Source organism: Dyella caseinilytica, from assembly GCF_016865235.1.
In the GTDB taxonomy this organism is placed as follows: domain Bacteria; phylum Pseudomonadota; class Gammaproteobacteria; order Xanthomonadales; family Rhodanobacteraceae; genus Dyella_B; species Dyella_B caseinilytica.
In genome coordinates this window covers 1,415,752-1,437,659 of record NZ_CP064030.1, presented here as the reverse complement: position 1 = coordinate 1,437,659, position 21,908 = coordinate 1,415,752, and the positions used below count along the sequence as shown (strand labels likewise).

The following is a 21,908-nucleotide window of genomic DNA, read 5'->3' as shown; positions in this document are numbered from 1 at the left end:
GCAGATTCAAGATGCGCGCTTTAGCGATAAGCGGCAAAAACAGGGGGCAGCGCATGAAGGCATGGATCGGCCCGATTCTTGGCATCTCCATCGCGGCTGCGATGCAGACGGAAGCGCAAGTTCGCCCGCCTACCGCCCCACCGACCTCGGCCAATCCGCTGCAAACGTTGCCGCGCGTGGAAACACCGGTCACGCCCCGCGTCAGCACAGAGGTGCAACAACAGGCACCCAATCCGCAGCTCGCAGCCCTACTCGCCACGCCGCTCACACCGAGACGTTTCGATGTGGTGGGTGTTCACGCCGTGCCATTCAAAGACATCGCTGCATTGTTCAGCCCTATGAGTGGCAAGCAAGTACGTGTCGCCGATCTGTTGGTTGCTGCCAACAAGATCAGCGCGGTCTACAAGGCTCACGGGTACGCACTGTCATTCGGTTTCGTGCCGAGCCAGACGTTTGCCAACGGCACGGTGCACATCACCGTGGTGGAAGGTTATGTCGCCGAGCTGGATATCAAAGGCGACGCGGGCAACATGGAGCCGAAGGTCCGCGCCATCGCCCAGCACATCATCAAGGATCGTCCGCTGCGCCAGAAAACCTTCGAACGCTATCTGCAAGTACTAGGCATGCTGCCTGGCCTGCACATCGATGCAAACGTACCTGCACCCACCACCACCGATGGCGCAACCAGGCTGGTGTTGACGGTGAAGCGTACGCGCTTCAATGCCTCCACCGGCATCGATTTCAACCATCCAGGCGTGCAGGGCCTTACCAGCGTGACGGAAAATGGCCTGCTGTCACAGGCCGAACAGATCGGCTTCTCCACCCTGCTGCCTTCCGGTCCCGGCGACCAGCGCCTGTATGCGCTGACCTATCTGCAGCCGCTGTGGTCCGATGGCCTGATGCTGCATGTCAGCGGCTCGCACTACCAGGGCAACCCCAATACGGACGATCAGTTACCCGCCTACCTGCAACAGAATCTGCACCAGGATCAGTATGCGTTTTCCTTCAGCTATCCGCTGCTGCTGAGTAACCATAGCAGCCTCACTGCCACCGGCGGCGCGTATGCGACAACGATGGAAGAGATCTATACCAATACGATCAATGGCGCAAAACTGATCCAGCAATACGGCCTGCGCGTGCTCGATACCAAGATGGATTACGTGAAAGCCAGCGATACGAGCGTGCAGAAGATCAACGTTGAAATCGCGCATGGACTGGATGGACTCGGCGCAAACGCAAGCACGATCACCAAGGTCGGCAATATCGTCGAAGTGGCGCCGGCCGATCCGCAGTTCACGCGCTACGACCTCACGTTTATCCAGAGCAACATGTGGCCGCACCGATTCGGCACGGTGTTCAATATCACCGGCCAATACAGCAACAACACCCTGCCGACAACCGAACAGATCAGCTTCGGCGGCCCACGCTATGGCCTTGCCTATGACCCCGGCGAAACGTCGGGTGACAGCGGCTGGGGCGCATCAATGGAAATCAACCAGCACTACGATTTTTCCGATCGCTGGATCAAGCAGGTAACGCCGTATGTGATCGGGCAATTTGCCCGCGTCTACCTCAATGTGGGAGCAGCGCCCACCGTAGCCGAACTTGGCACGGCAGGTGTGGGCGTGCGCTGGACGGACAAGCATTACTACTCATTCGATTTGACGGTGGCCGAACCGGTTGGCGACGTGCCGATCGGTGCGCCGCATCGAGAGCCGCGTGTCGATTTTTCTTTCAGCTATCAGTTGCACTGACTCTGTTGTCAGGTGAAAACCGCAACACGGACAGCACGCGCGCATCACTCCCACAAGCCAATCAGACTTTTCCGATGGACCCTCTTGTGCTTGATATGAGGTAGTGCCCTCTTACACCACATACGAGAGGGAGTATGCGCATGGCAGGTATCGGCTCAAGGGCCTCACGGCTCAGCGCTTCGCCGCAACGCATCGCCGGCCTGCAAAAGTACTTCGTGGACGTACCGGGCACCGCCAGCGCCCACGCGCTATCGGTGGTGTCGTTCGAAGCCAGCGAACAACTGGGCGAGCCGTACACGATCACCCTTGATCTCACTCATCCCGACGAGCTGCCGTGTGCGGACTACCTCGGGAAGAATGCCTCCTTCACCATGACGCCGCTGGAGGGCGACACGCGTGTCTGGCACGGCTGTGTCACGAAACTCAGCCTGCTCAAGACCACCCGCGCTGCATGGAGGCCATCCTGTCGCTGCAACCCCATGTGCACACCGTACCGCAATCGTTCCATTCGGCCGACTGCGACCCCGACAAAGCATGGGGACGTATCCAGGCCGATACCAACATCGTCCGCAAGGACACTACTACCCACGCGCAACCCCATTCATCTATGACTATTTTTCAAACTTATCTGATTGTCTTTTTTAAACATTTTAAAAACGGCCGAAAGATTTAGGGTGCACTTTGTTGGACCTCTCGCTGTAATCGTCTACTCCGCGCTAAGGGCGCATTTTCTGTCAAGGACACTGCAAATGTCGAATCAAGAATGTAAGGGCACGATGTACGCTTTCGCAACGATTGGTGCGCGCACGGAGCGCGGCGGATACGTGACGCGCACATCGTCCAAGCTATCGATTTTAGGTTTTCGTGCCGCCCTTGTCGGCGATGTCGTGACTTACAACGACGCAAGCGAAGCAGCGATTATTGACGGTTCGGGAACGCGCGCGCATGAGCGCAACAAATGTTTTGCCCTTGTCGGCAGTCGCCTTAGCAACGGCGACCGGATCGTATTCACCCCTTGGGACAATGGGAAATCCGGCCTTTTCGTAGCCGAAGGCGAAAACCCGGAAGGTTTCTTCGAGCCGCACTATGTGCCGCCCGCGACAAAACCAAACTATCGCTTCGCTATATTCGGCGCAACCACCGCGCGCGGCGGCGTCCTGCTCGAGCCGAGCCGGGATTGGCAGATTGACGGCCGCGCGGGCAAGGTCGCCACTTTGGGCGATATCGTGCAATACGCGGACGGCACAACCGCTCGGATTATCACCGCCTTGAGCTTGCAAGATTCAGCGGACTTTGTACCACTCGCCTTTGTCGGAAGCGAGCTGGATAACGGCGACACCATCACCGATAGCCCGGAGCGCAAGGGCGAGGCATCAAGCCGCTTCACGATTATTCGGAAAGAAAAGTGAAACGGTACATACTCAGGAAAGGCGATAAATCGAGCAATGGTGGCATCGTCACACAAGGCGTAGAAAATTGCTCCGATCACGGAGTGCCGATTACCTATATCGGGGCCGAGGTCTGGTGCAATGGGTGTAAGACCGTAGGCCATATTGGGTCAAAGGGGCCACACCGTAACGCCACGATGCATGGCAAACAACAGGCACTAGACGGCGATGTCTGCATTTGCAAATGCCATCCGCCGCCCGTACTACGCGCATCACAGGATCATTCTTCGCATAGCTTCGATACCGGCGAACTAGCTGTGATGGGCTATGACGCGTACGGTGCGCCGTTGCCGGTCAAGCCAATCGGCGACTATGACGAACGCATAAGAGTAATCGACGCTAACGGGCAACCGCTATCTGGTACGCCATATCACATTCGGACCGCAAGCGGTAGCGTCTATAAAGGGCTAACCGATGCGCAAGGTTTTTGCCCCCGTATCTATACGCGTGACACAGCACGCCTCGATATCGCCGTCGGGATTCGCGCGCTTGAGCGCTGGAGCGCCACACTATGATCGCACTTGTAGCGAGAGGCGACAAAACGACTAAGCGCGGCGAAGTGTTGAGCGGATCGTCAGCGCAGTATGACGAAGAAGGCCACACGCTGGCTGTTGATCTTGATTGGGCATCATGTGGCAAATGCAGCGGCGGCCCGTTTCACATCTTGGGTAGCGTTAGCAACTTGACGGACGAAGGCCGCAAGATGGTTAAAGATCTGGACCCGGTGCATTGCCCGTGTAGAAAGAATCACGTACTTGCCAAGCGGCAAGATTATCTGATTAAGCAAGGCCGCGCGCACAAGCACGAGCAACGTCCCTACGCAAACCGTTGCAACCATGACGAACAAATACGCATCGTAGATGATTCGGGCCGCTCCGCAGCGAATTGCCTGCACCACATAACAGACGACGCGGGCAAAATCTACCAGGGACTAACGGACGAAAATGGCCGATGCCCGCGCGTCTATACGACCGGACAGAAGACCTTTGTCATGGCTGTCGACCTTAAAGCATTGGAGCGCTGAAAATAATGGGAAATTACACTTATCAAACCACAACCAACCAGACGGCGGATTCTAAATATGACGTGATTGGACATCTCATGCCCGCCAAAGTTTTTGTTTTCGTAGTTGTTGACGAACCTGGGCGCGACGGCTTTCTGGTCCGCAACTGCTATGCGGATGCAGATAACCAATATCTGAAGGAGCTTAACCTTGGGGAATTGGGGAATTTGCGGGAAGTGTACCCCGAAAAATACGGCCTTTGGGCCAAGGGAACAGATTCGAGTGCGCGCGTAGCCGAGCACGTAATGGGAATGGAAAAAGTCACTAGCTATGTATCCACTAGCGGAGACTATCCGGCGGGCGCGGCTCGCTTCGATGGCAAGACGGTCTATATTGATATCGCAAAGGCTAAACGATCGGGCGCGCGCCTTATTACGGGCGCGGAAATCAGGGCTGCATTAGATGAATACGCAAATCAAAATCCACACCTAAAAAAACGCATAGAGCGCATACGTGGATACTCTGAAGCATTGGACAAAGAAATTCTCTTGCAGCCGCGACCAAGCGTCCCCCCATCTGGTGTATTCACCCAAAAAGGGTTAGCCATATCCTTGGGCTTTGTGAAATATGCCCGCGTGGTTCAGGTATTCAGTATCGCGTTTACGGCCTATGATCTCTCAGTGGCTACCGATCAATCATTCAAGGCAAAATCCGTACACCCCATTGAGAAAGAGGTTGTACGGCAGATGGGCGGATGGGGAGGTGCGATTGCTGGCGCCAGGATCGGTGCGACAGCCGGGGCGCTAGTAGGCGTCGAAACAGGTCCGGGCGCGGTAATCACTGGCTTGATTGGCGGGATAATATTTGGCGCAATAGGATATTGGGGTGGGAGTTTTGCTGCTGCGCAGATACCGGCGCAATAACAGGAGTCAAAGTGTTCTCATTGCAGAGGATGATTGATGATATGGGCCGAAAACGGCAGGAGCGGCGCTTTCTTTCGCGATCTGCAGGCAAACTAAAAGAGGCAATCGAACACGTTTACGGTGTTAGCGTCGCCGAGTTGAAAGAGATTTTCGGCCCCGCCTATACTGCTACGGTACCCGAAGACTTGCCGGCGTATATTGAAGTACGCAATCTTGGCGAGATTGGCATTAGTGCCTATCTCGTTCGACAAACTATCGAAGTCGGACAAGTGCCACCTTGCATCAAAATGATCCGCGAAGGTCGCGAGGAAACAAGCTGGCAGCACTACGAGAACGGGAATTTGCATACGCTTGTCAAGCACGATCAAGAGCTTTCTGGAATCAACATGAGGCTCTTGACTAACGATGTTGCATTGATTCGACAATTAGCCAAAGCGGATTTTAACCCGCCGTGTCCGTGGGTCGCATTCTATGAACTTGGCCCTTTTATTGGCTCGCTACAGGGTAACGCTGAGTACTGGTATCACTACGTATGGGGAAGGTATTGGGAGTCGTTAAGCCTTTCCGAGCAAGCCGCGTTTCTGGAAAAGAAGCGGGGCGAAACCGTGACATATATGGTGGATCAGGAGTGGCAAGATTGGGTTAATGAGCTTAGATTTCGCGATCCTAGAACGCGCAATTCGAATCCTGATTAGCCACGTTCTTCAGCCTCCTGTCGCGTAATTTGCGAGGACGAAGGCCGACGATGAGGCTATAGCCCAGAGCGAGCATTACTACTCATTCGATTTGACGCTGGCCGAACCGGTTGGCGATGTGCCGATCGGTGCGCCGCATCGAGAGCCGCGTGTCGATTTTTCTTTCAGCTATCAGTTGCACTGATGCCTTGTGCACGACAGGTATCCCGCTTGCGTAGGTTGGGGTAAGCGCCAGCGCACCCCAACATCCGCGTAATACGGTGTATGGCTATGTTGGAGTGCCCCTGGATCAAGTCCGGGGTTACCCCAACCTACCAAGCTGCCGCCCGGATCAAGCCGGCGGTCATTCAGCCCATAAAAAAAACGGCCATCCAGTGAAGGATGGCCGTTCGTTTTCACGGTGGCAAAAACCGAAACTTACTTCTTGGCGAACAGATGCTCGACACCGGCGCGCTCTTCACGCAATTCCTTCTCGGTGGCGTCCATGCGAGCGCGCGAGAAGTCGTTGATGTCCAGGCCCTGCACGATTTCGTATTTGCTGTTCTTCACAGTCACCGGGTAACCGTAGATCACGCCCGGCGCGATGCCGTAGGAGCCATCGGACGGAATGCCCATCGAGACCCAGTCACCTTCCGTCGTGCCCAGCGCCCAGGTGCGCATGTGATCGATCGCTGCGGAAGCGGCCGACGCGGCCGACGAGGCGCCACGTGCCTTGATGATGGCGGCGCCGCGCTGCTGCACGGTCGGGATGAAATCCTTCTCGTACCAATTCTGATCGACCAGGCTGAGTGCAGCCTTGCCGTCGACGGTGGCGTGATGCAGGTCCGGATACTGAGTGGAGCTGTGGTTGCCCCAGATGGTGACCTTCTTGATGCCGGTGGTGTGCTTGCCGGTCTTCTCGGCCAGCTGCGACAGCGCGCGGTTGTGGTCCAGGCGCACCATCGCGGTGAAGCACTTCGGATCCAGGTCCGGTGCGTTCTGTTGGGCGATCAGCGCATTGGTGTTGGCCGGATTGCCGACCACCAGCACCTTCACGTCGCGCTTGGCGTGATCGTTCAGCGCCTTGCCCTGCGGCGAGAAGATCGCGCCGTTGGCTTCCAGCAGATCCTTACGTTCCATGCCCGGGCCGCGCGGACGCGCACCGACCAGCAGCGCGTAATCGACATCCTTGAAAGCAACATTGACGTCGTCGGTCGCGACCACGCCAGCCAGCGTCGGGAAGGCGCAATCGTTGAGTTCCATCACCACGCCCTGCAGTGCGGGCAGCGCCGGGGTGATTTCGAGCAGGTGCAAGATCACCGGCTGGTCCGGACCGAGCATGTCGCCGGCGGCGATACGGAACAGCAAGGCATAACCGATCTGGCCGGCAGCGCCGGTCACGGCAACACGAACGGGGGCTTTCATCGTGGCAACTCCTTCAGGTGCATAAAACAAGGCCCGCATCGTAGATGATGCGGGCCGGTAAAGGGTTCAATTCAACTCGGCAAAGAACTCGACGATGCGCGCAAGACCGGGCTCGAGCTGAGCTGTAGGACAGGTATAGGAAATGCGCATCGCCCGCGGCTCGCCGAACGCCGAGCCCGGCACGCAGGCCACGCCCTTGCCTTCGAGCAGGGCAGCGCAGAAATCGACATCGTTCTCGATGCGCTTGCCGTTGTGGCTCTTGCCGAACGCCACCGAGATATCCGGGAACGCATAGAACGCGCCTTGCGGACGTGGGCACACCACACCGGGAATCTTCGCCAGCGCTGCAAGCACGATATCGCGCTTCTCGGAGAACTCCTTGCACTTGGCCTGCGGAATGTCCTGCGAACCGCTGAATGCGGCAACCGCGGCGGCGGTGATCACTTCCGGCACACTGGTGATGTGGTTCGAATTCAGCGTAGTGATGGCTTTGGCCACCGATTCGGGACCGGCGATCAAACCCACGCGCCAACCCGGCATGCCGTAGGTCTTGGACACCGAATCCACAAAGATCAACCGATCACGCAATTCCGGGCGCGCAAACACGAAGTTGTGATAGCCGATGCCATCGAACACCATCGAGTTATAGATGTCGTCGGTGACGATCCACGTATCCGGATACTTCGCCAGCACATCGGCCAGCGCGGCGATTTCCTCGCGCGTGTAGACCATGCCGGTGGGATTGGACGGATTGTTGAACAGGAACACCTTGGGTTTGCGCGCCAGCGCGACATCCAATTGCTGCGGCGTGAGCTTGTAGTTCTGCGCAGGACCGCAGTGCAGCACATTGGCCTTGGCGCCGACGATATCGGCAATGTCGTGATAGGTGGTCCAGTACGGCGCGGCGAAGCAGATTTCCTCGCCTTCGTTGAGCAACGCTTCGGCCAGGTTGTACAGGATCTGCTTGGCGCCGATGCCCACCGACAGATTCGCACGCGTGTAGCCGGTAAAGCCCAGTGCCCCGATGTGCTTGAGGAAGGCATCCAGCAGCGCATCCGCGCCACGATTGCTGCCGTACTGGCCGCTATCGTGCGAGAGCGCCTCGCGGGCTGCCGCGTAGACGTGTTCGCCGGGAAGAAAGTTCGGTACACCGATCGAAAAACTGATGATGTCGTGGCCGGCAGCCTTGAGCTGCTTCGCCTTTTCGGCGATGACCATGATCGCGCTGGGTTTGGCGCGGCCGACACGCTGGGCGAGCTGGGGCATGGTTTCCTCGGATTGGGGGACAGAGGCAGCAAACCCGGCGATTTTAGCATGCGGCGGTGCGTCAACCGCCAACCCCCTCCGGCAAACGAAAAACTCCTATTGCAGCAGCATCTTCCGCTGGCATGATGTCCGCGGCCCCCTGCTTCCTGTTACCGGGCGCCAAGCCGCTGCAGACCCGGGCGGAGGAACGTCATCTGATCACCAGCCTCGAAATAGACTCAAGGAGAAGATGCCTATGTTCAGCCTCATCTGGTCCATCATCGTTGGTTTTTTCGTCGGCCTCATCGCCCGCTGGATCGTGCCGGGCGCCGCGCATTACGGCTTCATCATGACCACGATCGTCGGCATCGTTGGATCGGTCATCGGCGGATTCATCGGTACGTTGTTCAACAAGCCGGCGCCAGGCCAGAAATTCCATACGGCCGGCTTCATCATGTCGATCGTCGGCGCCGTCATCTTGTTATTCCTGCTGAAGTTCATCGAGCACTGATCCGGCATCTTTCGGATGCAAAAAAGCACGGCGGGATTGCCCACGCCGTGCTTTTTCGCGAATGCCTTGCCAATTCAGGCTGACTTTGCGCCGCCGAGCAGCTTCTCGGCCAGCCCACCCAGCGACGAAAGATCGAAACCACCGCCCGACGGCACCTGGCCATCCGGCGTAGCGTGGTCGACGGCATGCGGCAGCACCTGGGCTACCTGGTTCATGAGCTGTCCGGGATCCACGCCGAACTTGCTGGCTGCGTTGTTGACCACCGAATCCAGCCCCGCTTTCTGCAACACCTGGTTGAGCTGATCACCGGAAATGGCCTGGTTCGCGCCGTTGCCGATCCAGGACTGCACCGCATCACCCAGACCGTGCTGCTGCAGCGTGCTGGACAGTCCCTGGATACCACCGGCCTGCTGAATCAACTGCCCTGCCACGCTGACCAGCGACGATGCACCACCTGCACCTCCCTGACCGCCACCTAACAGACCGCTCAAACTGTCGAGAATGGACATCACAGCACTCCTTTGAAGATAGGGGTCCAACCCTTTGATTCTATGTCCACCTCTACGACAGAGTGGTAACAAAGACGTGAAAAAGGCCGCCAGAGCAAGCCCTGGCGGCCTTTGTCTTTCAGACGTTGTCGAAGCAATCAGCCGCGCTGGTCAAGCACCGTGTTCCATTCCTGCACGCGCTCGCTCTGGGCAGCCAGCAGCGCGTCCACGTCGCCTTCCACCGTGACCTTTTCGATCTTGTCGCCCTGCGCGATGGCGTCGACGACTTTCTGGTCATCGGCGCTGAGCACTTCGCCGAACACGCTGTGCTTGCCGTCCAGCCACGGGGTCGGACCATGGGTGATGAAGAACTGGCTGCCGTTGGTGCGCGGACCGGCATTGGCCATCGACAGAATGCCCGGCTTGTCATGGCGCAGCGAGGCGTCGAACTCGTCTTCGAAACGGTAGCCCGGGCCACCGCGGCCGCTACCTTCGGGGCAGCCGCCCTGGACCATGAAGTCCGCGATCACGCGATGAAACGACAGGCCATCGTAATAACCGCGACGCGCCAGATTGACGAAGCTGGCCACCGTTACCGGCGTCTTGTCATCGTGCAGGCGCAGATGGATGGGACCGCGGTTGGTGGTGATCGTAACGTTGATGGCCATCGGTATTCCTTATCTGTACTGAACGGGGCACCCGGGGGAGCCGGGCGTCTAACCGACAAGAATACCGCCAGAATGTTCCGGTTGGGATGCTTTTCTAGATCGGGGCAAGCGCCAACGCCCCATCCGCATGAGCTACAGACCCAGCATCGCTGGCTGCAAAGCGCCGGCCCCGCGAGGGGTGCCCGCGGGAGTCGGCAACCGATTTGGCCAGGGCTGTCCCTGGTAGAGGTGCGCCCAAAGTCGATTCAATGCCGCATAGCCGTAAGGCAACAGCGGCAGATGTTTGTCACCGAAACCAGGTAAGGCGAGGAAGGCATCGAAGTGCTGCGCATGCGGCACTTTCCAGTACAGCGGCTGACGGCCTTCGGCGAGCAGCCACGTGACATACGGCTCCGAAGTGAATGCCGTCGGCAGCAGGCCGTCATCGGCCCCCTGCAGTACCCACAATGGCAAATCCTGGCGCGGAAGATGCGCAGCCAGTGCCTGCACCGAAGCATGCAAGGCGCGTGCATCGGCGTCGTCGCCCGTCCAGAGACGGCGCAGACACGTGATACCCGCAAGCTGCGGATCGGCACTGTCATCGGTACCGCCGAACAATCCCACACCGTTGCCGGGCGGAATACCCGATGCGTCGGCCCACCAACTGGCACGTGTCGCGTCATCAGCCACACCGGGCTTTCCGTCCACAAGCGCTCCGTAGCGATAGCCGCAAGGCATGTTGTCGGCGCCGCGTCGCAGATAGGCCGATGCATAGGCCGCACCGATCACGCGCCAAAGATCGAGTGCCGTCGACGATGCCGCGGTGGCCATCGCCTGATCAGTCCACCCGGTGCCGCGCAGATGTTCGTAGGCTTCCTTGGCCTGTGCATCGAGCGATGTCGTCTTGAGCAAACCTTGCGCATGCAGGCTCGCACAGCGAGTCACCCATGCCGCGTGTTGCGCACTGTGTGCGTCACGTGCAAAAGGTGTCGTTGCAAAGCGCTCGTCGACCAGCGCACAAGGCAGCCATATGGCTGCTTCGCTCATGTAGTCGTACAGCGCGCGTCCGTGGCCAGGTGTGTGGATGTTCGGCTCCAGCGCGATCACACCAGCAAGCATGTGCTGGTCATCCAATCCGGCAGCCTGCAAGACAGCACCACCACCGTTCGACAGGCCGGTCGCAATGATCTTCGTGTTCTGCGGCGTGAACGGGGCCTGGTCGGGGAAAGCACGATCCAGCATAGCCAGACCGAACTGTGCCGCCTGCAATACATGCCGGCCCCAGTCGGCTTCCGGGTTGTCCCCCGAATGCGCGTGCTTGATCGCAATGCCCTCACCCGTCGTCGCGGACGGCTCGAATTCCAGCATTGCCGTACCGCGCTTTGCACGCTCACCGTCGAGCGCCACACCGCTGTTGTCGGAGAAATCAAAGTAACCGGAACCAGTGCCTTTATCGGTGTAGGCCACCGCACAGCCACGCGGCAGTCCCCAGGCACCAGCCAGCGCGATAGCACCATAAATGCCACGCGAACCGGATGAAGCTGTCACCACCAGACAGCGATGTGCCTTGTCGAAGTTGTCCGGTACTTGCACCAGCACACGGTGCGGCGCGTGCGCGCCAGGAATGTGCGCGAAAGCCTGATACTCGCGCCCGGGCACATCCGGCACCGCGCCGTAGACCGTGCCGTAACCACCCAATGGACCAAGATCGGCAATACCTTTCCAGCTGGTCTGGATCGCGCGCCTGCGCAATTCATCCACGGTGGGATGCTGCGGGTCGGCAAACGGCGATAGCGCGCCTTTCAGCCCGGCCAGGCCAAGCCCGGCGCTGAGCAGGTCATCATGATCACGGTGCGTGGTAACACTGACCTCACCCTGCACAAATTCGATCCCTTGCATCGAAGGCTCCGTCGAAGACGCCTGCACTACGCCGGCGACCAGCGCCAGCATGGCGATACCAACCAGACTTGTGCGGATATTCATCAGGCCACCATAGCAAGTCCGGTGCGTGCGGCTATCGTACGAAAGTACAACATGAGTATCACGACGCTGTCCGCATTTCACCTCGACGTCACGGCCGCCCCAGGCTAAGGTTCGCGTCATGCCACGCCTGCTGATCGCCGACGACCATCCCCTCTTCCGCGCCGCACTGAGACAGGCCGCGAGCGAGCATCTGGATGACTGCAGCGTGCTGGAAGCAAGCGACCTGCCTGGTGTGCTCGATGCACTGTCCAACGACCCCGATGTCGACCTCGTACTGCTGGACCTGCACATGCCGGGAAGCCAGGGTCTGTCTGGACTCGCCGCCATGCGCGGCCAATATCCGGCCGTTGCCGTGTTGGTGGTCTCCGCGCATGACGAACCGCTGGTAGTGCGGCGCGTGTTGGATCACGGCGCCGCAGGCTTCATTCCCAAAAGCGCCGACCCTGGGCAGATCAGCGAAGCGGTCGCCACCGTGCTCAATTGCGGTAATTGGTTGCCGCCAGACTTGGCACGTGCTGTAGCGGCACTGCCAAGCAATCCTGCTGATGCCGACCTCGCCGCACGTCTCGCGCGGCTGACCGAACAACAATACCGCGTGTTGAATCTGCTGGCCGAGGGTTTGCTCAACAAGCAGATTGCCGACCGACTCGGTATCCAGGAACGCACCGTAAAGGCACACGCCACGGCAATCTTTGAAAAGCTTGGCGTGCGCAATCGCACACAAGCCGGAGTACTGCTGCGTTCGCTCGATCTTGGCGAACCCGATATGGGCGTGCGTCCAGCGTGAAAGCTGCGTCAACGTCAGTCAAAAGCAAGCTTCATTAAGCATTTTAATGAAGAATTGGTATCAAGAATTAGCCGTCCAAACGTCAAACTCCCCTTCGTCATGACTTTATGCCTATGCGCGTTAAAACCATCACGGTTTAACGTGACAAGCTAGGGAGCGTTCCGGCCAGACATCCCCACACTGTCGGGTCGCCACATTGCCAAAAGCAGCGTGGCCTACGGAACGAAGAGTCAGCGTCAACCAGAAGGGGAAAAAAGTAATGAACAGTTATCGCCCAATCGCGGCGGCAGTGCTTCTTGCGTTTGCAACGCAATCGTTCACGGCTCTTGCACAAGACGTCCCAGCTTCCACCAGCGACTCAGCGCAGAACAACAACACGCAAAGCAGTAGCACGCAAAATAGCAACACCACGCCCCCGCCAAAAGCGAAGCGCCTCGATACCGTCGTGGTCAGTGGCTCGCTGATTAACGACGCACAGATCGAAACGGCCTCTCCCACTTACACGATTACTTCGCAGCAAATTCAGGCTCGCGGATTCAACAGCGTGGCTGAAGTGCTGCAAAACTCAGTCTTCTCCACCGGGGCGATCGCGGGTGGCCCACAAGGTAGCGGACAATTTGCGCAAGGCGCGCAAACCATCAGCCTTTACGGCCTCAATCCCGAATACACACTCACGCTGATCGACGGCAAACCCATCACGCAGTTCGGCCAGCTCTACAACGGACAGAGCAATTTCGACAATCTGTCCAACATTCCGATCTCAATGATCGACCACATCGACATCATCCCAGGCGGCGGCTCGTCCATCTACGGATCGAACGCCATCGCCGGCGTGGTCAACATCGTCACCAAGCAGCACATGGATGGGGCCGAGATTCTCGTCCGTACCGGTAACTACCAGAACGATGGCGGCGCCAATCAGCGGATCACGATGTCGTTCGGACATGACTATGGCAAATTGAACGTACTCGGTTCACTGGAATTCGATAACAACTCGCCGATGTGGGCGTCGCAAATACCATTGATTCGCCGCAATCCCACTCAAGCGCCAGTCGCACAAGTCGTGGACTACGGAACGCCAGCCACCAACCCATCCGGCGCACCGATTGGCATACTCAGCGCGCCAGATGGCTGCGCCGCATTGCATGGCCTGTTCGGCGGTACAACCGGACCTGCGCCACCGCCTGCTGGACAGTTCGGCACGTTCTGCGGATCGCCCTATGCCTACAGCGAATCCAGTACGCTGCAAAATGCCAGTCGCACATACAGCGGCATGCTGAAAGTGCGTTATGACGTCAACGACCACGTGCGCCTCTACAGCGACATCCTGGCCGGCTATCAGGTCCAGCGTTTCAATCCCGGCCCGAGCTTCGACGGCGTAGAAGCACTGCAGTATTTTCCAGGGAACAACATCGAGGATACGAACGGTAACATCCTCGCGCCGCTGCGCAACTTTTCGCCGGAAGAAACGGGCGGCTACAACAACTGGATGTTCTCGCAAAGCGACCTGATGTATCAGGCCGATATCGGCGCCAACGGCACCTTCGGCGACAGCGACTGGGACTGGGATGTCTATTACCTGCGCTCCGGCGATCGCACGCTTACCGACACTCCGATGTACATGACGGCGCCCGTCAACGCCTACTGGAGCAGCGTGCTGGGTCCCGTGCTGGGTACCGACCCCAACTCCGGCTACAACATCTACAACCCGAACTGGAGCAAGTTCTACAGCCCCATTTCGCAGCAACAATATGCCGGGCTATTGCAATACATCAGCGGCAAGACCAACACCTGGGTCAACGACACACGTGCCACGATCAGCAATAGCAACCTGTTTCCGCTACCGGGCGGCTCGGCCAGTCTTGCGTGGCTCGTCGAAGGCGGTAATCAGGCCTGGTACGCACCCGTGAACCCTATCCTAAACAGCGGTCAGGTGCTCGGCGCATCGGCCGTTCCCGGCGGCGGCCAGCGCGATCACTATGATTCCGCGTTTGAGCTTAACCTGCCACTGTTCAAGCAGCTGACGCTGGACGCTTCGGCCCGCTACGACTACCTCACCGTTCCTAATTCCAGCAACAACAGTGTGACCTACCGCATTGGGCTTGAATATCGCCCCTTCGATACGCTACTGCTGCGTGCCAACTATGCGACGGCATTCCTGTCACCGGACATGGCTTCGATCTTCTCCGGCCCACAAACCTTCTTCTCGCAAAACGTGGTCGATTATTACCTGTGCCAGCAACTGGCCCATGGTCAAAACTGCAGCGAGAACTATGCCTATAACCAGATCACCACCACCAGCCTTCCCGGCGTCGATCTGCAACCCGTGACAGCAAAGAGCTGGACCGGCGGTTTTGTGTGGGCGCCCCGCGCTGGTGCCAGCCTCAGCGTCGACTATCTGCACATCGCCATCAATAACGAAGTAGCTCAGCAAGATACCAACCAGCTGATGATCCAGGACGCGCAATGCCTGGACGGCTCGCTACCTGCCGGATCACTGCTTTGCAACAAGATCATCGGCGTGAACGGGCAAGGCGGCCAGGTCGTTCGCAATCCGTATACCCAACAAGTCACCGCGCTCACGTTGTATTACGTCAACATCTCAAGCGAGGTAACTGATTCAGTCACTGCGGAAGCTAAATATGCTTTCGATCCGACACCGGTGGGCCAGTTCACCCTGCAGCTCGACTACAACGACATGCTCAAGCACGAGTACCAGATCTACCCTGGCACCACGCCGATCAACATGTTGACTGATCCCCTGTACAGTACGGAATTCAAGAGCGTAGCCAGCGGCGCCGCGACCTGGATGTCACCAGACAGTGCATGGAGCAGCACAGCCTACTGGCACCGCTACGGTGCCACCCCCAACTACGTTGCCTTCAACAGCGGCCCCAGCGCACCAGGCGCCGGCTCAGTTTCCCCGTGGATCGTGTGGAACTGGAGCCTGAATTACTCACCGCCGCGAATCAAGGGACTGGAACTGTCTTTGATGATCAACAACCTCATGAACAAGCGGCCACCGAAAGACGGCGGGTTCTACACCAACTTCCCGTACTACAACGGCGCCAATTACAACCCTTACGGAAGGGAATTCATGTTGCAGGCCGATTGGCGCTTCGGCGGCAAAACAGGAGCGTGAAGCAAACGCGACGACCTAGTCTGCTCCATCATCATGCCGGCCACTGTTGGCATGATGATGGAGATGCTTCAAATGCGTTCACTATGCGTATCGCCAATCCGGCATTTTTTGCGCTTAAGTCTTGAAAAATATAATGCTCAAGAACGAGCACAAAGTTCGTCGCCATGACTCAAATTACAAAAACTTGCCGCTTTAGGGTGGAATAGATTCGAGGTTTGGCGCATTCCATTGCGCCAAACCTTTTAACATGCGGCGTCTACGAACGGAACCTGTATATCAGAATCCACGGACCGAAGCTCCGGAAGGAAACATGTTATATGGCTCAATGCGAATAAGCGCGGTGCTGTTTTGAGCACGGTCGCGATTTTCGACAAGATGAATAAGTCTAAAAAAAGAATTAGAAATCAAGTTCCTAACAATATTCAACTTATCCAAATCCAACTTCGACAAAATAACCTCCGGCAATTTCTGGCAATTCATAAAATCTACCAACCTCTCAATCGCCAGGAAAGACGGAACATATGTTGAAGCACTATCTATAAAGATAGATGAAGTCTTTGACATCAAAGGTAAGAAAGATCCCATAACCCCGCATATTACTTCGGGTGAATGGGAGAAATCGGAAAAAAGCATATCTACGCTGCTTCCATCCAACATTTTCTCGACGTAAGAAACATCATTAAGATCAATCTCCCCAAAACCCAATGAAATGCAGCCGGCAAGATCTGCGCCCTGAAATAAAGCATTCAAGAAATCAACATAGCCAGCATCACTTCCCAGCTCAGCAAGATTATTCAGTGGGTCACGGAGCCCAGATAAGAACGTCTTTACGTCGCGGAAACGAAAGTCGCCTCCATTATCATACGTATACAAGCGACCAAAACCATTTTCCCGCATCGCGGCCGCGATCCAAGCTGCCGTGACGCCCAAACCCGTCCCGAGCTCTACGACAACCTTGGGTTTTTCACGTTTAACGAAACTATACATCAACATACAAAGATCATCGCTTCCATATACCGGACCCATTTGGTCTCTCAGGGCAAGAAGGTAATCAATGTTTTGTGCCAATGACCATTCCATGAAATCCCTCATGAAAACGCTTGATACTTTGACGTTTAACTAGCGATCGAGCCGACCACTTCAAATCAACTCAATATAAAAACCATGGCAGACGGTCATTTGACATAAGAGAAGGCATCCCTGATTGCCGTTTCGACGAATTCATCAACTAACCATTAGCCTCAAACCTTTTTTGAATCCAAGAGCAGAATTTTTTCGCAAACAACGGATCATTAGCCGCCGACGCCAAAAAAGGGGAGAACGCATAATAGCGATATGACCCATCATCCTCGACGTAAAACAAAATCTCACCTAAGAGACTATGAAACTTGTCTCGAACAGTCTGCGTCAACAGCTTCAACGAAGCGATATCCACATGAATCTCTTTCGAAGGGAAAATAATATTGACTTCATCCTCGAGGTAGTAGCCCACCACAGGAGTTCCCCTAGGCCTTTCAACATAAAAACGGTGCCAATTCTCTTCGGCAGGCGAGAGATTGCGCTCCACCTTCCAATCACTAATTGACCAAATAGATTTCTGAAAAGGACTCGTCAAACGAGAAAGATCGGGTTGCTCACGGGCAAATCCATACGAAAAATCCGGAACCTTGAAGGTGCTTTGCGCGTTTCCCACATAGAACCATTGCGTATTGAGTGGCAATAGCGTTCTCGAAGCTCCTTGCACGCCGGTGTCGTGTGCCAGCGTGCCAGCTTTTGCCAAGAGTTGATTAAGCCGCACATGAAACCAGCGCTCATCACACCTCCAATCGTTAAGAGTATGACGTATCTCAGTCCCATCCAGCGAAAATACACGATTAAAAACAAAAGCACCGTTGAATAGATCGGGCAGATCTCCCCATTGCGCTTCGAGGACCTTAGGCCACGGAGACAGCTTAATACAATCCGCCAGCTCATCTATGTGGATAAACGTTAGATTGCACCCGCGACGATCATCGCGCATTTCGTCGAAAGCACGCGTCATCACGTCGTCATTGTTCGAATAAACGACAATCACATCATTTTTCATATCAATACCCTCGAGCGTCAGCTGTTTGAAGACCATAAAATTCTTTCATGCAAAGCTGCATGCCCGTGACGACATCTATTAATTGCTTAGATATCGACTTTCCAGACTGAAGAAATTGGTCTCCCAAATTTTGATCAAGCAAAAAACCAGCCGCAAAAGTTTTCAGCCTTCGCTCAACGTTATCGAATTCAGGATCACCCGAATGAAAACCATCGGCAACCAGACTTTCCCGGTGCAAAGTAAATAGACGGTGACATCCGAAATATACGAATATCGCGTGCATGAATGACGAATTTGGAATAGCCCTGCCCGACCAAAATGATATCGGTCGATAATCCTGATTTTTCGACGTGAATGATTCAAAAATACATTCCCATGCAGCGAGGAAGTTATGGGTAGCCTCATGGAGCAAAGTCTCCATGCATGTGGATAGCCCAACTTCAGGCAAATGGAAATTCAATAGGCGAATACCACCAGGTTGTCTCGGCACATGTTCGGAAGCGTATTCAGAGGGGATGGGGTTCAATGGATCCAGACTCTGCACCGATTTCCTAACTATTACGCGACGCACGAAATTTCTAATAAAAACCCCATAAATCGGCTCAACCTTGTCGATCATAGTCAAAGCCCTTTCCAGCTTCTCGACCACTAGCTGCTTTTCATCATCGCTGTGCGCCATCATTTTCTGGCTGAGAACTCCGCTTCGAGCCTCGAAGAACTGGGCAAATGGACTGTCGAAATCGACACTAATGCCCCCTCCAATGCAACTCGTCTTCAAAATTTCCCAGCTGCCGCTCGAATTTCGTTTCGCATTGATATCACCAAGCGCGCTCCATAGGCTTCCGGCCCGGCAAAATAGTAAATGGTCGTCAACTTCCCCCAGAACCTCTAGACGGTATAACGAGAGTTCCCGCGTGACAATTTCAAACAGGGCACTCAAAAAATAACTCGCCTTATCACTTTCTGTATCGTATTCGCTCGTCTTTTTGGTATCCCGCCAGTAGTCGAACCGAGACGTCCACTCCCCAAATTCCATACTCATCAATAATCTTGCTTGAAATGGCGGAGGCAACTTCTGATAGATATTTTTTATTGAACTAACCAAGGAATGATCTTCGGCATAAGACAAAGCTTCAGCAAATTTGTCGCGCATCTTCACCAATCTTTCCCAAGCAATCCTGTCCATGATCGCGACTGCTGTATCCTCACAATCGATCACGGGCAGCAAACAACTTGGATCGGATATATCGAGAATCGATGATTCATCAATATCCATTGCTTGAGCCGTTGACATTTTTACACCTCATCAGAATTATTGAATTGCTTGATGAAAGTTGGTTTGCCGGCCATAAAGTGGCAACAGCATCAAGTTTTGCTCGGTAACCTTCCGATGGCGAATGTGCGTCCACAACGTAAGGCAAGGCTCTTGCGCTTCAGCCTTGTATGGTCAAAGAGGCACATTGCCCATTGGTTCGGACGATAGTCCGATGTGTCCAAACCAAAATCCGCTGCCCTTACTCAGAAGCCACGAAGGACAGCGGAATATTTCGTAGGCGCTATGCAAGTAAAGCGTGATTCTGAGTCTCGCATAACGTCCTACATCTGACCCCTTTAAACATCAAATTGATCAGATTTGGCAATCTTTCCTGCGGAAGCCAGTGCAGGCGGCTCACAGCCATGCCGATGATCTCCCCCCAGCCAATTGTGATCTTCATCACAGGTGTTTGGCGATATTTTCGATGCCGACTTATTTATCGAGTTCATGGCGGCACTGAGAGAAGTTGACGCTTGAAGATCATTAAATTGCAAATTATTAGTAGGCGCCGCACTGGCGTTTGCCGATGATGCAGCGCCAACCAGAACGAGAGTAAGGGCTGCAACGCCGGATAAACCGGCATTCTTGGCACTATTCTTCATGTGAAATTTCCTCGCATCTCATCACTGTTGATTTCCGTATCTACTACGCAGTTATGAGCCGCATTAGATACGGCACTTGTACATCGGCCCTCGACCGTGCACCAGCCTCTAGGCGGTGTACATCGCATTTTCTACTTATTTTCTTCAATGTTCGCAAGCTTAATTTATTGAATGACATACATTTTATTCCAAAGCATTGAACACACTTTCGATTATCAATAGAAATTACAGATGAATATTCACAACACCATTCATCGACATAACCTTAACTTCTATAAAAATTTGCAATAGAAATTATAAATAGACCATTACCTTTGATAATTTTATTTTCAAGCGCTATGACATAGTATCGACGCCACTCTGTGAGCAGACTTCACGACCGCAGAACATTTCACCTGGCGACGTCGAAGGCGCATGTTGTTGATGCGGCTGGTTGTTTGAAGTCATGCAAGCAAGGAGACGAAGCTTGCATCTGATTTAGTCAACTCGGTTCTTGACAACATTTGCCATCAAGTCTGCTTTGAAAGGGATTTTTAGTACGGGGAGGAGATGAGTGTGCTTAATTACTATTTTGATCTAGCGCTACGTAGTCTCAGACATAGCAAGGTGCTCACCGTACTGATGGTGCTGGCGATCGGCCTTGGAGTCGGCGCCAGCATGACCATGCTGACGGTAGTACACGTGATGTCAGGTGATCCATTGCCTGGACGGAGTGCACAGTTGTACCGGCCACACATCGATCCACTACCGATCGATTTCAAACAAAGCACGGACGGTCCCGATCCGAGCAACAACCTCACCTGGCCAGACGCAATGGCTCTTCTTCACGCCAAGCGTGCAGAAAAGCAGGCCGCCATGGCCGGCGGCGAATTGCTGGTGCGCCCGGATCAATCGAGCATAGGCCCATTTTATGTCAGTGGTCGCTATTGCACTTCAGATCTTTTTTCGATGTTTGGTTTGACACTCTTGCAAGGGCAGGCTTGGTCGCCAGCAGATGACGACGCGCGATCGCGAGTGGTGATACTTAGTGAAACGCTCAATCGGATGCTATTTGGAACGGAGCCGAGCATAGGTCAAACAGTGAACTTGGCAGGGCATGATTTTCGAGTAGTTGGCGTGACTGCTCATTGGAATCCAAGACCGATGTTCTACGTAGATAGTGACGCGAAAATCTATGGCGATACCGATCTCTTCTTTCTACCCCTGACCACGGCTGTTGACCTCAATCTTACAATCAATGGCAACTTTGCCAACTGGGGGAGTGATGCATCTCACACCAAGACCGACGCAAACACCAGCTGGCTGCAGTTCTGGGTGCAATTGAACGGCGACAAGCAGACTACCGCATATAAAGAGTTTCTAAACGACTATTCTGCACAGCAGAGGGCACTTGGTCGTTTCACGCGACCACCCAGCAATGCAAAGCTCTATTCCATGATGGAATGGCTGGCACACATGCACCTCGTACCCAGTGAAGTTCGCCTACAATTATTGCTTGCATTTGGCTTTCTCATAGTATGCATTACGAACATCATTGCTCTACTGCTTGCCAAGTTCCTTCGTCGTAGCGGCGAAATGAGCATCCGGCGCGCCCTAGGAGCAAAGCGGCGCGACATCTTTCTACAGCTGGGTATTGAATCCGCAGTGATCGGCCTGGCCGGCGGCATGCTGGGTTTAGGCATCGCTCAAATCGGCTTGTGGGGAGTACGCCATCGTCCCGATGACTATGCGAAGCTGGCGCAAATGGACACAAGCATGTTGCTGTATACGTTGGGCCTGGCAGTGCTCGCCAGCATGCTTGCGGGTCTTTTACCTGCATGGCGAGCCTGCAACATTCAGCCGGCGCTCCAATTAAAAATACAATAAGCAAGGATA

Annotated in this window: 20 protein-coding genes; 11 read left to right on the top strand and 9 right to left on the bottom strand. The window is 55.2% G+C overall.

All coding sequences use genetic code 11. The features are described from left to right. The first annotated feature begins 53 nt into the window (after positions 1 to 53). The 7 genes from ISN74_RS06085 to ISN74_RS06055 all read left to right on the top strand — a co-directional run bounded on the left by ISN74_RS06085 (position 54) and on the right by ISN74_RS06055 (position 5,823). Entirely contained in the window at positions 54 to 1,754 is a 1,701-nt protein-coding gene (locus ISN74_RS06085) for a ShlB/FhaC/HecB family hemolysin secretion/activation protein (protein ID WP_188798365.1), read from the top strand. A gap of 140 nt (positions 1,755 to 1,894) precedes the next feature. Then, complete coding sequence (locus ISN74_RS06080; protein ID WP_203546713.1) at positions 1,895 to 2,365, top strand: hypothetical protein; 471 nt, start codon at positions 1,895 to 1,897, stop codon at positions 2,363 to 2,365. A 138-nt stretch (positions 2,366 to 2,503) separates the two neighbouring features. After that, positions 2,504 to 3,163: a PAAR domain-containing protein gene (locus ISN74_RS06075; protein ID WP_188798361.1), complete on the top strand. Its 660-nt coding sequence runs from the start codon at positions 2,504 to 2,506 to the stop codon at positions 3,161 to 3,163. Continuing rightward, positions 3,160 to 3,717 (top strand): PAAR domain-containing protein, encoded by a 558-nt coding sequence (locus ISN74_RS21320; RefSeq protein WP_188798359.1) that lies wholly within the window; start codon positions 3,160 to 3,162, stop codon positions 3,715 to 3,717. The genes ISN74_RS06075 and ISN74_RS21320 overlap by 4 nt, the downstream gene beginning before the upstream one ends. After that, a complete protein-coding gene (locus ISN74_RS06065) occupies positions 3,714 to 4,226 on the top strand; it encodes a PAAR domain-containing protein (RefSeq protein WP_188798357.1) in 513 nt (170 codons plus the stop codon). Before ISN74_RS21320 ends, ISN74_RS06065 begins: the two co-directional genes overlap by 4 nt. Before the next feature lie 5 nt (positions 4,227 to 4,231). After that, complete coding sequence (locus tag ISN74_RS06060) at positions 4,232 to 5,128, top strand: glycine zipper family protein (protein ID WP_188798355.1); 897 nt, start codon at positions 4,232 to 4,234, stop codon at positions 5,126 to 5,128. Positions 5,129 to 5,139: 11 nt separating this feature from the next. Then, positions 5,140 to 5,823 (top strand): hypothetical protein, encoded by a 684-nt coding sequence (locus ISN74_RS06055; protein WP_188798353.1) that lies wholly within the window; start codon positions 5,140 to 5,142, stop codon positions 5,821 to 5,823. A 417-nt stretch (positions 5,824 to 6,240) separates the two neighbouring features. Here the strand turns inward: ISN74_RS06055 and ISN74_RS06050 are convergent, their stop codons facing one another. Further along, complete coding sequence (locus tag ISN74_RS06050; protein ID WP_188798350.1) at positions 6,241 to 7,227, bottom strand: malate dehydrogenase; 987 nt, start codon at positions 7,225 to 7,227, stop codon at positions 6,241 to 6,243. 66 nt (positions 7,228 to 7,293) lie between these two features. Then, positions 7,294 to 8,493: an aminotransferase class I/II-fold pyridoxal phosphate-dependent enzyme gene (locus ISN74_RS06045; protein WP_188798348.1), complete on the bottom strand. Its 1,200-nt coding sequence runs from the start codon at positions 8,491 to 8,493 to the stop codon at positions 7,294 to 7,296. Between ISN74_RS06045 and ISN74_RS21295 the strand changes: the two genes are divergently transcribed. After that, on the top strand, positions 8,444 to 8,983 hold the full coding sequence (locus ISN74_RS21295; RefSeq protein WP_239004487.1) for a GlsB/YeaQ/YmgE family stress response membrane protein: 540 nt from the start codon (positions 8,444 to 8,446) through the stop codon (positions 8,981 to 8,983). The two genes, ISN74_RS06045 and ISN74_RS21295, sit on opposite strands and share 50 nt — an antisense overlap. A gap of 74 nt (positions 8,984 to 9,057) precedes the next feature. On the opposite strand, the gene ISN74_RS06035 is transcribed toward ISN74_RS21295, so the two are convergent. The 3 genes from ISN74_RS06035 to ISN74_RS06025 all read right to left on the bottom strand — a co-directional run bounded on the left by ISN74_RS06035 (position 9,058) and on the right by ISN74_RS06025 (position 12,101). Next, on the bottom strand, positions 9,058 to 9,492 hold the full coding sequence (locus ISN74_RS06035) for a YidB family protein (protein WP_188798346.1): 435 nt from the start codon (positions 9,490 to 9,492) through the stop codon (positions 9,058 to 9,060). Between the two features lie 137 nt (positions 9,493 to 9,629). Next, entirely contained in the window at positions 9,630 to 10,139 is a 510-nt protein-coding gene (locus ISN74_RS06030; RefSeq protein WP_188798344.1) for a peptidylprolyl isomerase, read from the bottom strand. Between the two features lie 132 nt (positions 10,140 to 10,271). Next, on the bottom strand, positions 10,272 to 12,101 hold the full coding sequence (locus ISN74_RS06025) for a D-(-)-3-hydroxybutyrate oligomer hydrolase (protein WP_229679038.1): 1,830 nt from the start codon (positions 12,099 to 12,101) through the stop codon (positions 10,272 to 10,274). A 118-nt stretch (positions 12,102 to 12,219) separates the two neighbouring features. On the opposite strand from ISN74_RS06025, the gene ISN74_RS06020 reads away from it, so the two are divergent. Beyond that, a complete protein-coding gene (locus ISN74_RS06020; RefSeq protein ID WP_188798343.1) occupies positions 12,220 to 12,888 on the top strand; it encodes a response regulator transcription factor in 669 nt (222 codons plus the stop codon). A 259-nt stretch (positions 12,889 to 13,147) separates the two neighbouring features. Beyond that, positions 13,148 to 16,030, top strand: a complete 2,883-nt coding sequence (locus ISN74_RS06015; protein ID WP_188798341.1) for a TonB-dependent receptor domain-containing protein — start codon at positions 13,148 to 13,150, stop codon at positions 16,028 to 16,030. Positions 16,031 to 16,306: 276 nt separating this feature from the next. Here ISN74_RS06015 and ISN74_RS06010 read toward each other — a convergent pair whose 3' ends face one another. The 4 genes from ISN74_RS06010 to ISN74_RS05995 all read right to left on the bottom strand — a co-directional run bounded on the left by ISN74_RS06010 (position 16,307) and on the right by ISN74_RS05995 (position 20,033). Then, positions 16,307 to 17,110: a class I SAM-dependent methyltransferase gene (locus ISN74_RS06010; protein ID WP_188798337.1), complete on the bottom strand. Its 804-nt coding sequence runs from the start codon at positions 17,108 to 17,110 to the stop codon at positions 16,307 to 16,309. Between the two features lie 148 nt (positions 17,111 to 17,258). Continuing rightward, positions 17,259 to 18,152, bottom strand: a complete 894-nt coding sequence (locus tag ISN74_RS06005; RefSeq protein ID WP_188798335.1) for a hypothetical protein — start codon at positions 18,150 to 18,152, stop codon at positions 17,259 to 17,261. Next, positions 18,118 to 19,410 carry a hypothetical protein gene (locus tag ISN74_RS06000; RefSeq protein ID WP_188798334.1) on the bottom strand — a complete coding sequence of 431 codons (1,293 nt, stop codon included), beginning with the start codon at positions 19,408 to 19,410 and terminating at the stop codon, positions 18,118 to 18,120. The genes ISN74_RS06005 and ISN74_RS06000 overlap by 35 nt, the downstream gene beginning before the upstream one ends. A gap of 317 nt (positions 19,411 to 19,727) precedes the next feature. After that, positions 19,728 to 20,033 (bottom strand): hypothetical protein, encoded by a 306-nt coding sequence (locus tag ISN74_RS05995; RefSeq protein WP_188798332.1) that lies wholly within the window; start codon positions 20,031 to 20,033, stop codon positions 19,728 to 19,730. A 555-nt stretch (positions 20,034 to 20,588) separates the two neighbouring features. Between ISN74_RS05995 and ISN74_RS05990 the strand changes: the two genes are divergently transcribed. Then, on the top strand, positions 20,589 to 21,899 hold the full coding sequence (locus ISN74_RS05990; protein ID WP_188799536.1) for an ABC transporter permease: 1,311 nt from the start codon (positions 20,589 to 20,591) through the stop codon (positions 21,897 to 21,899). The last annotated feature ends 9 nt before the right edge of the window (positions 21,900 to 21,908 follow it).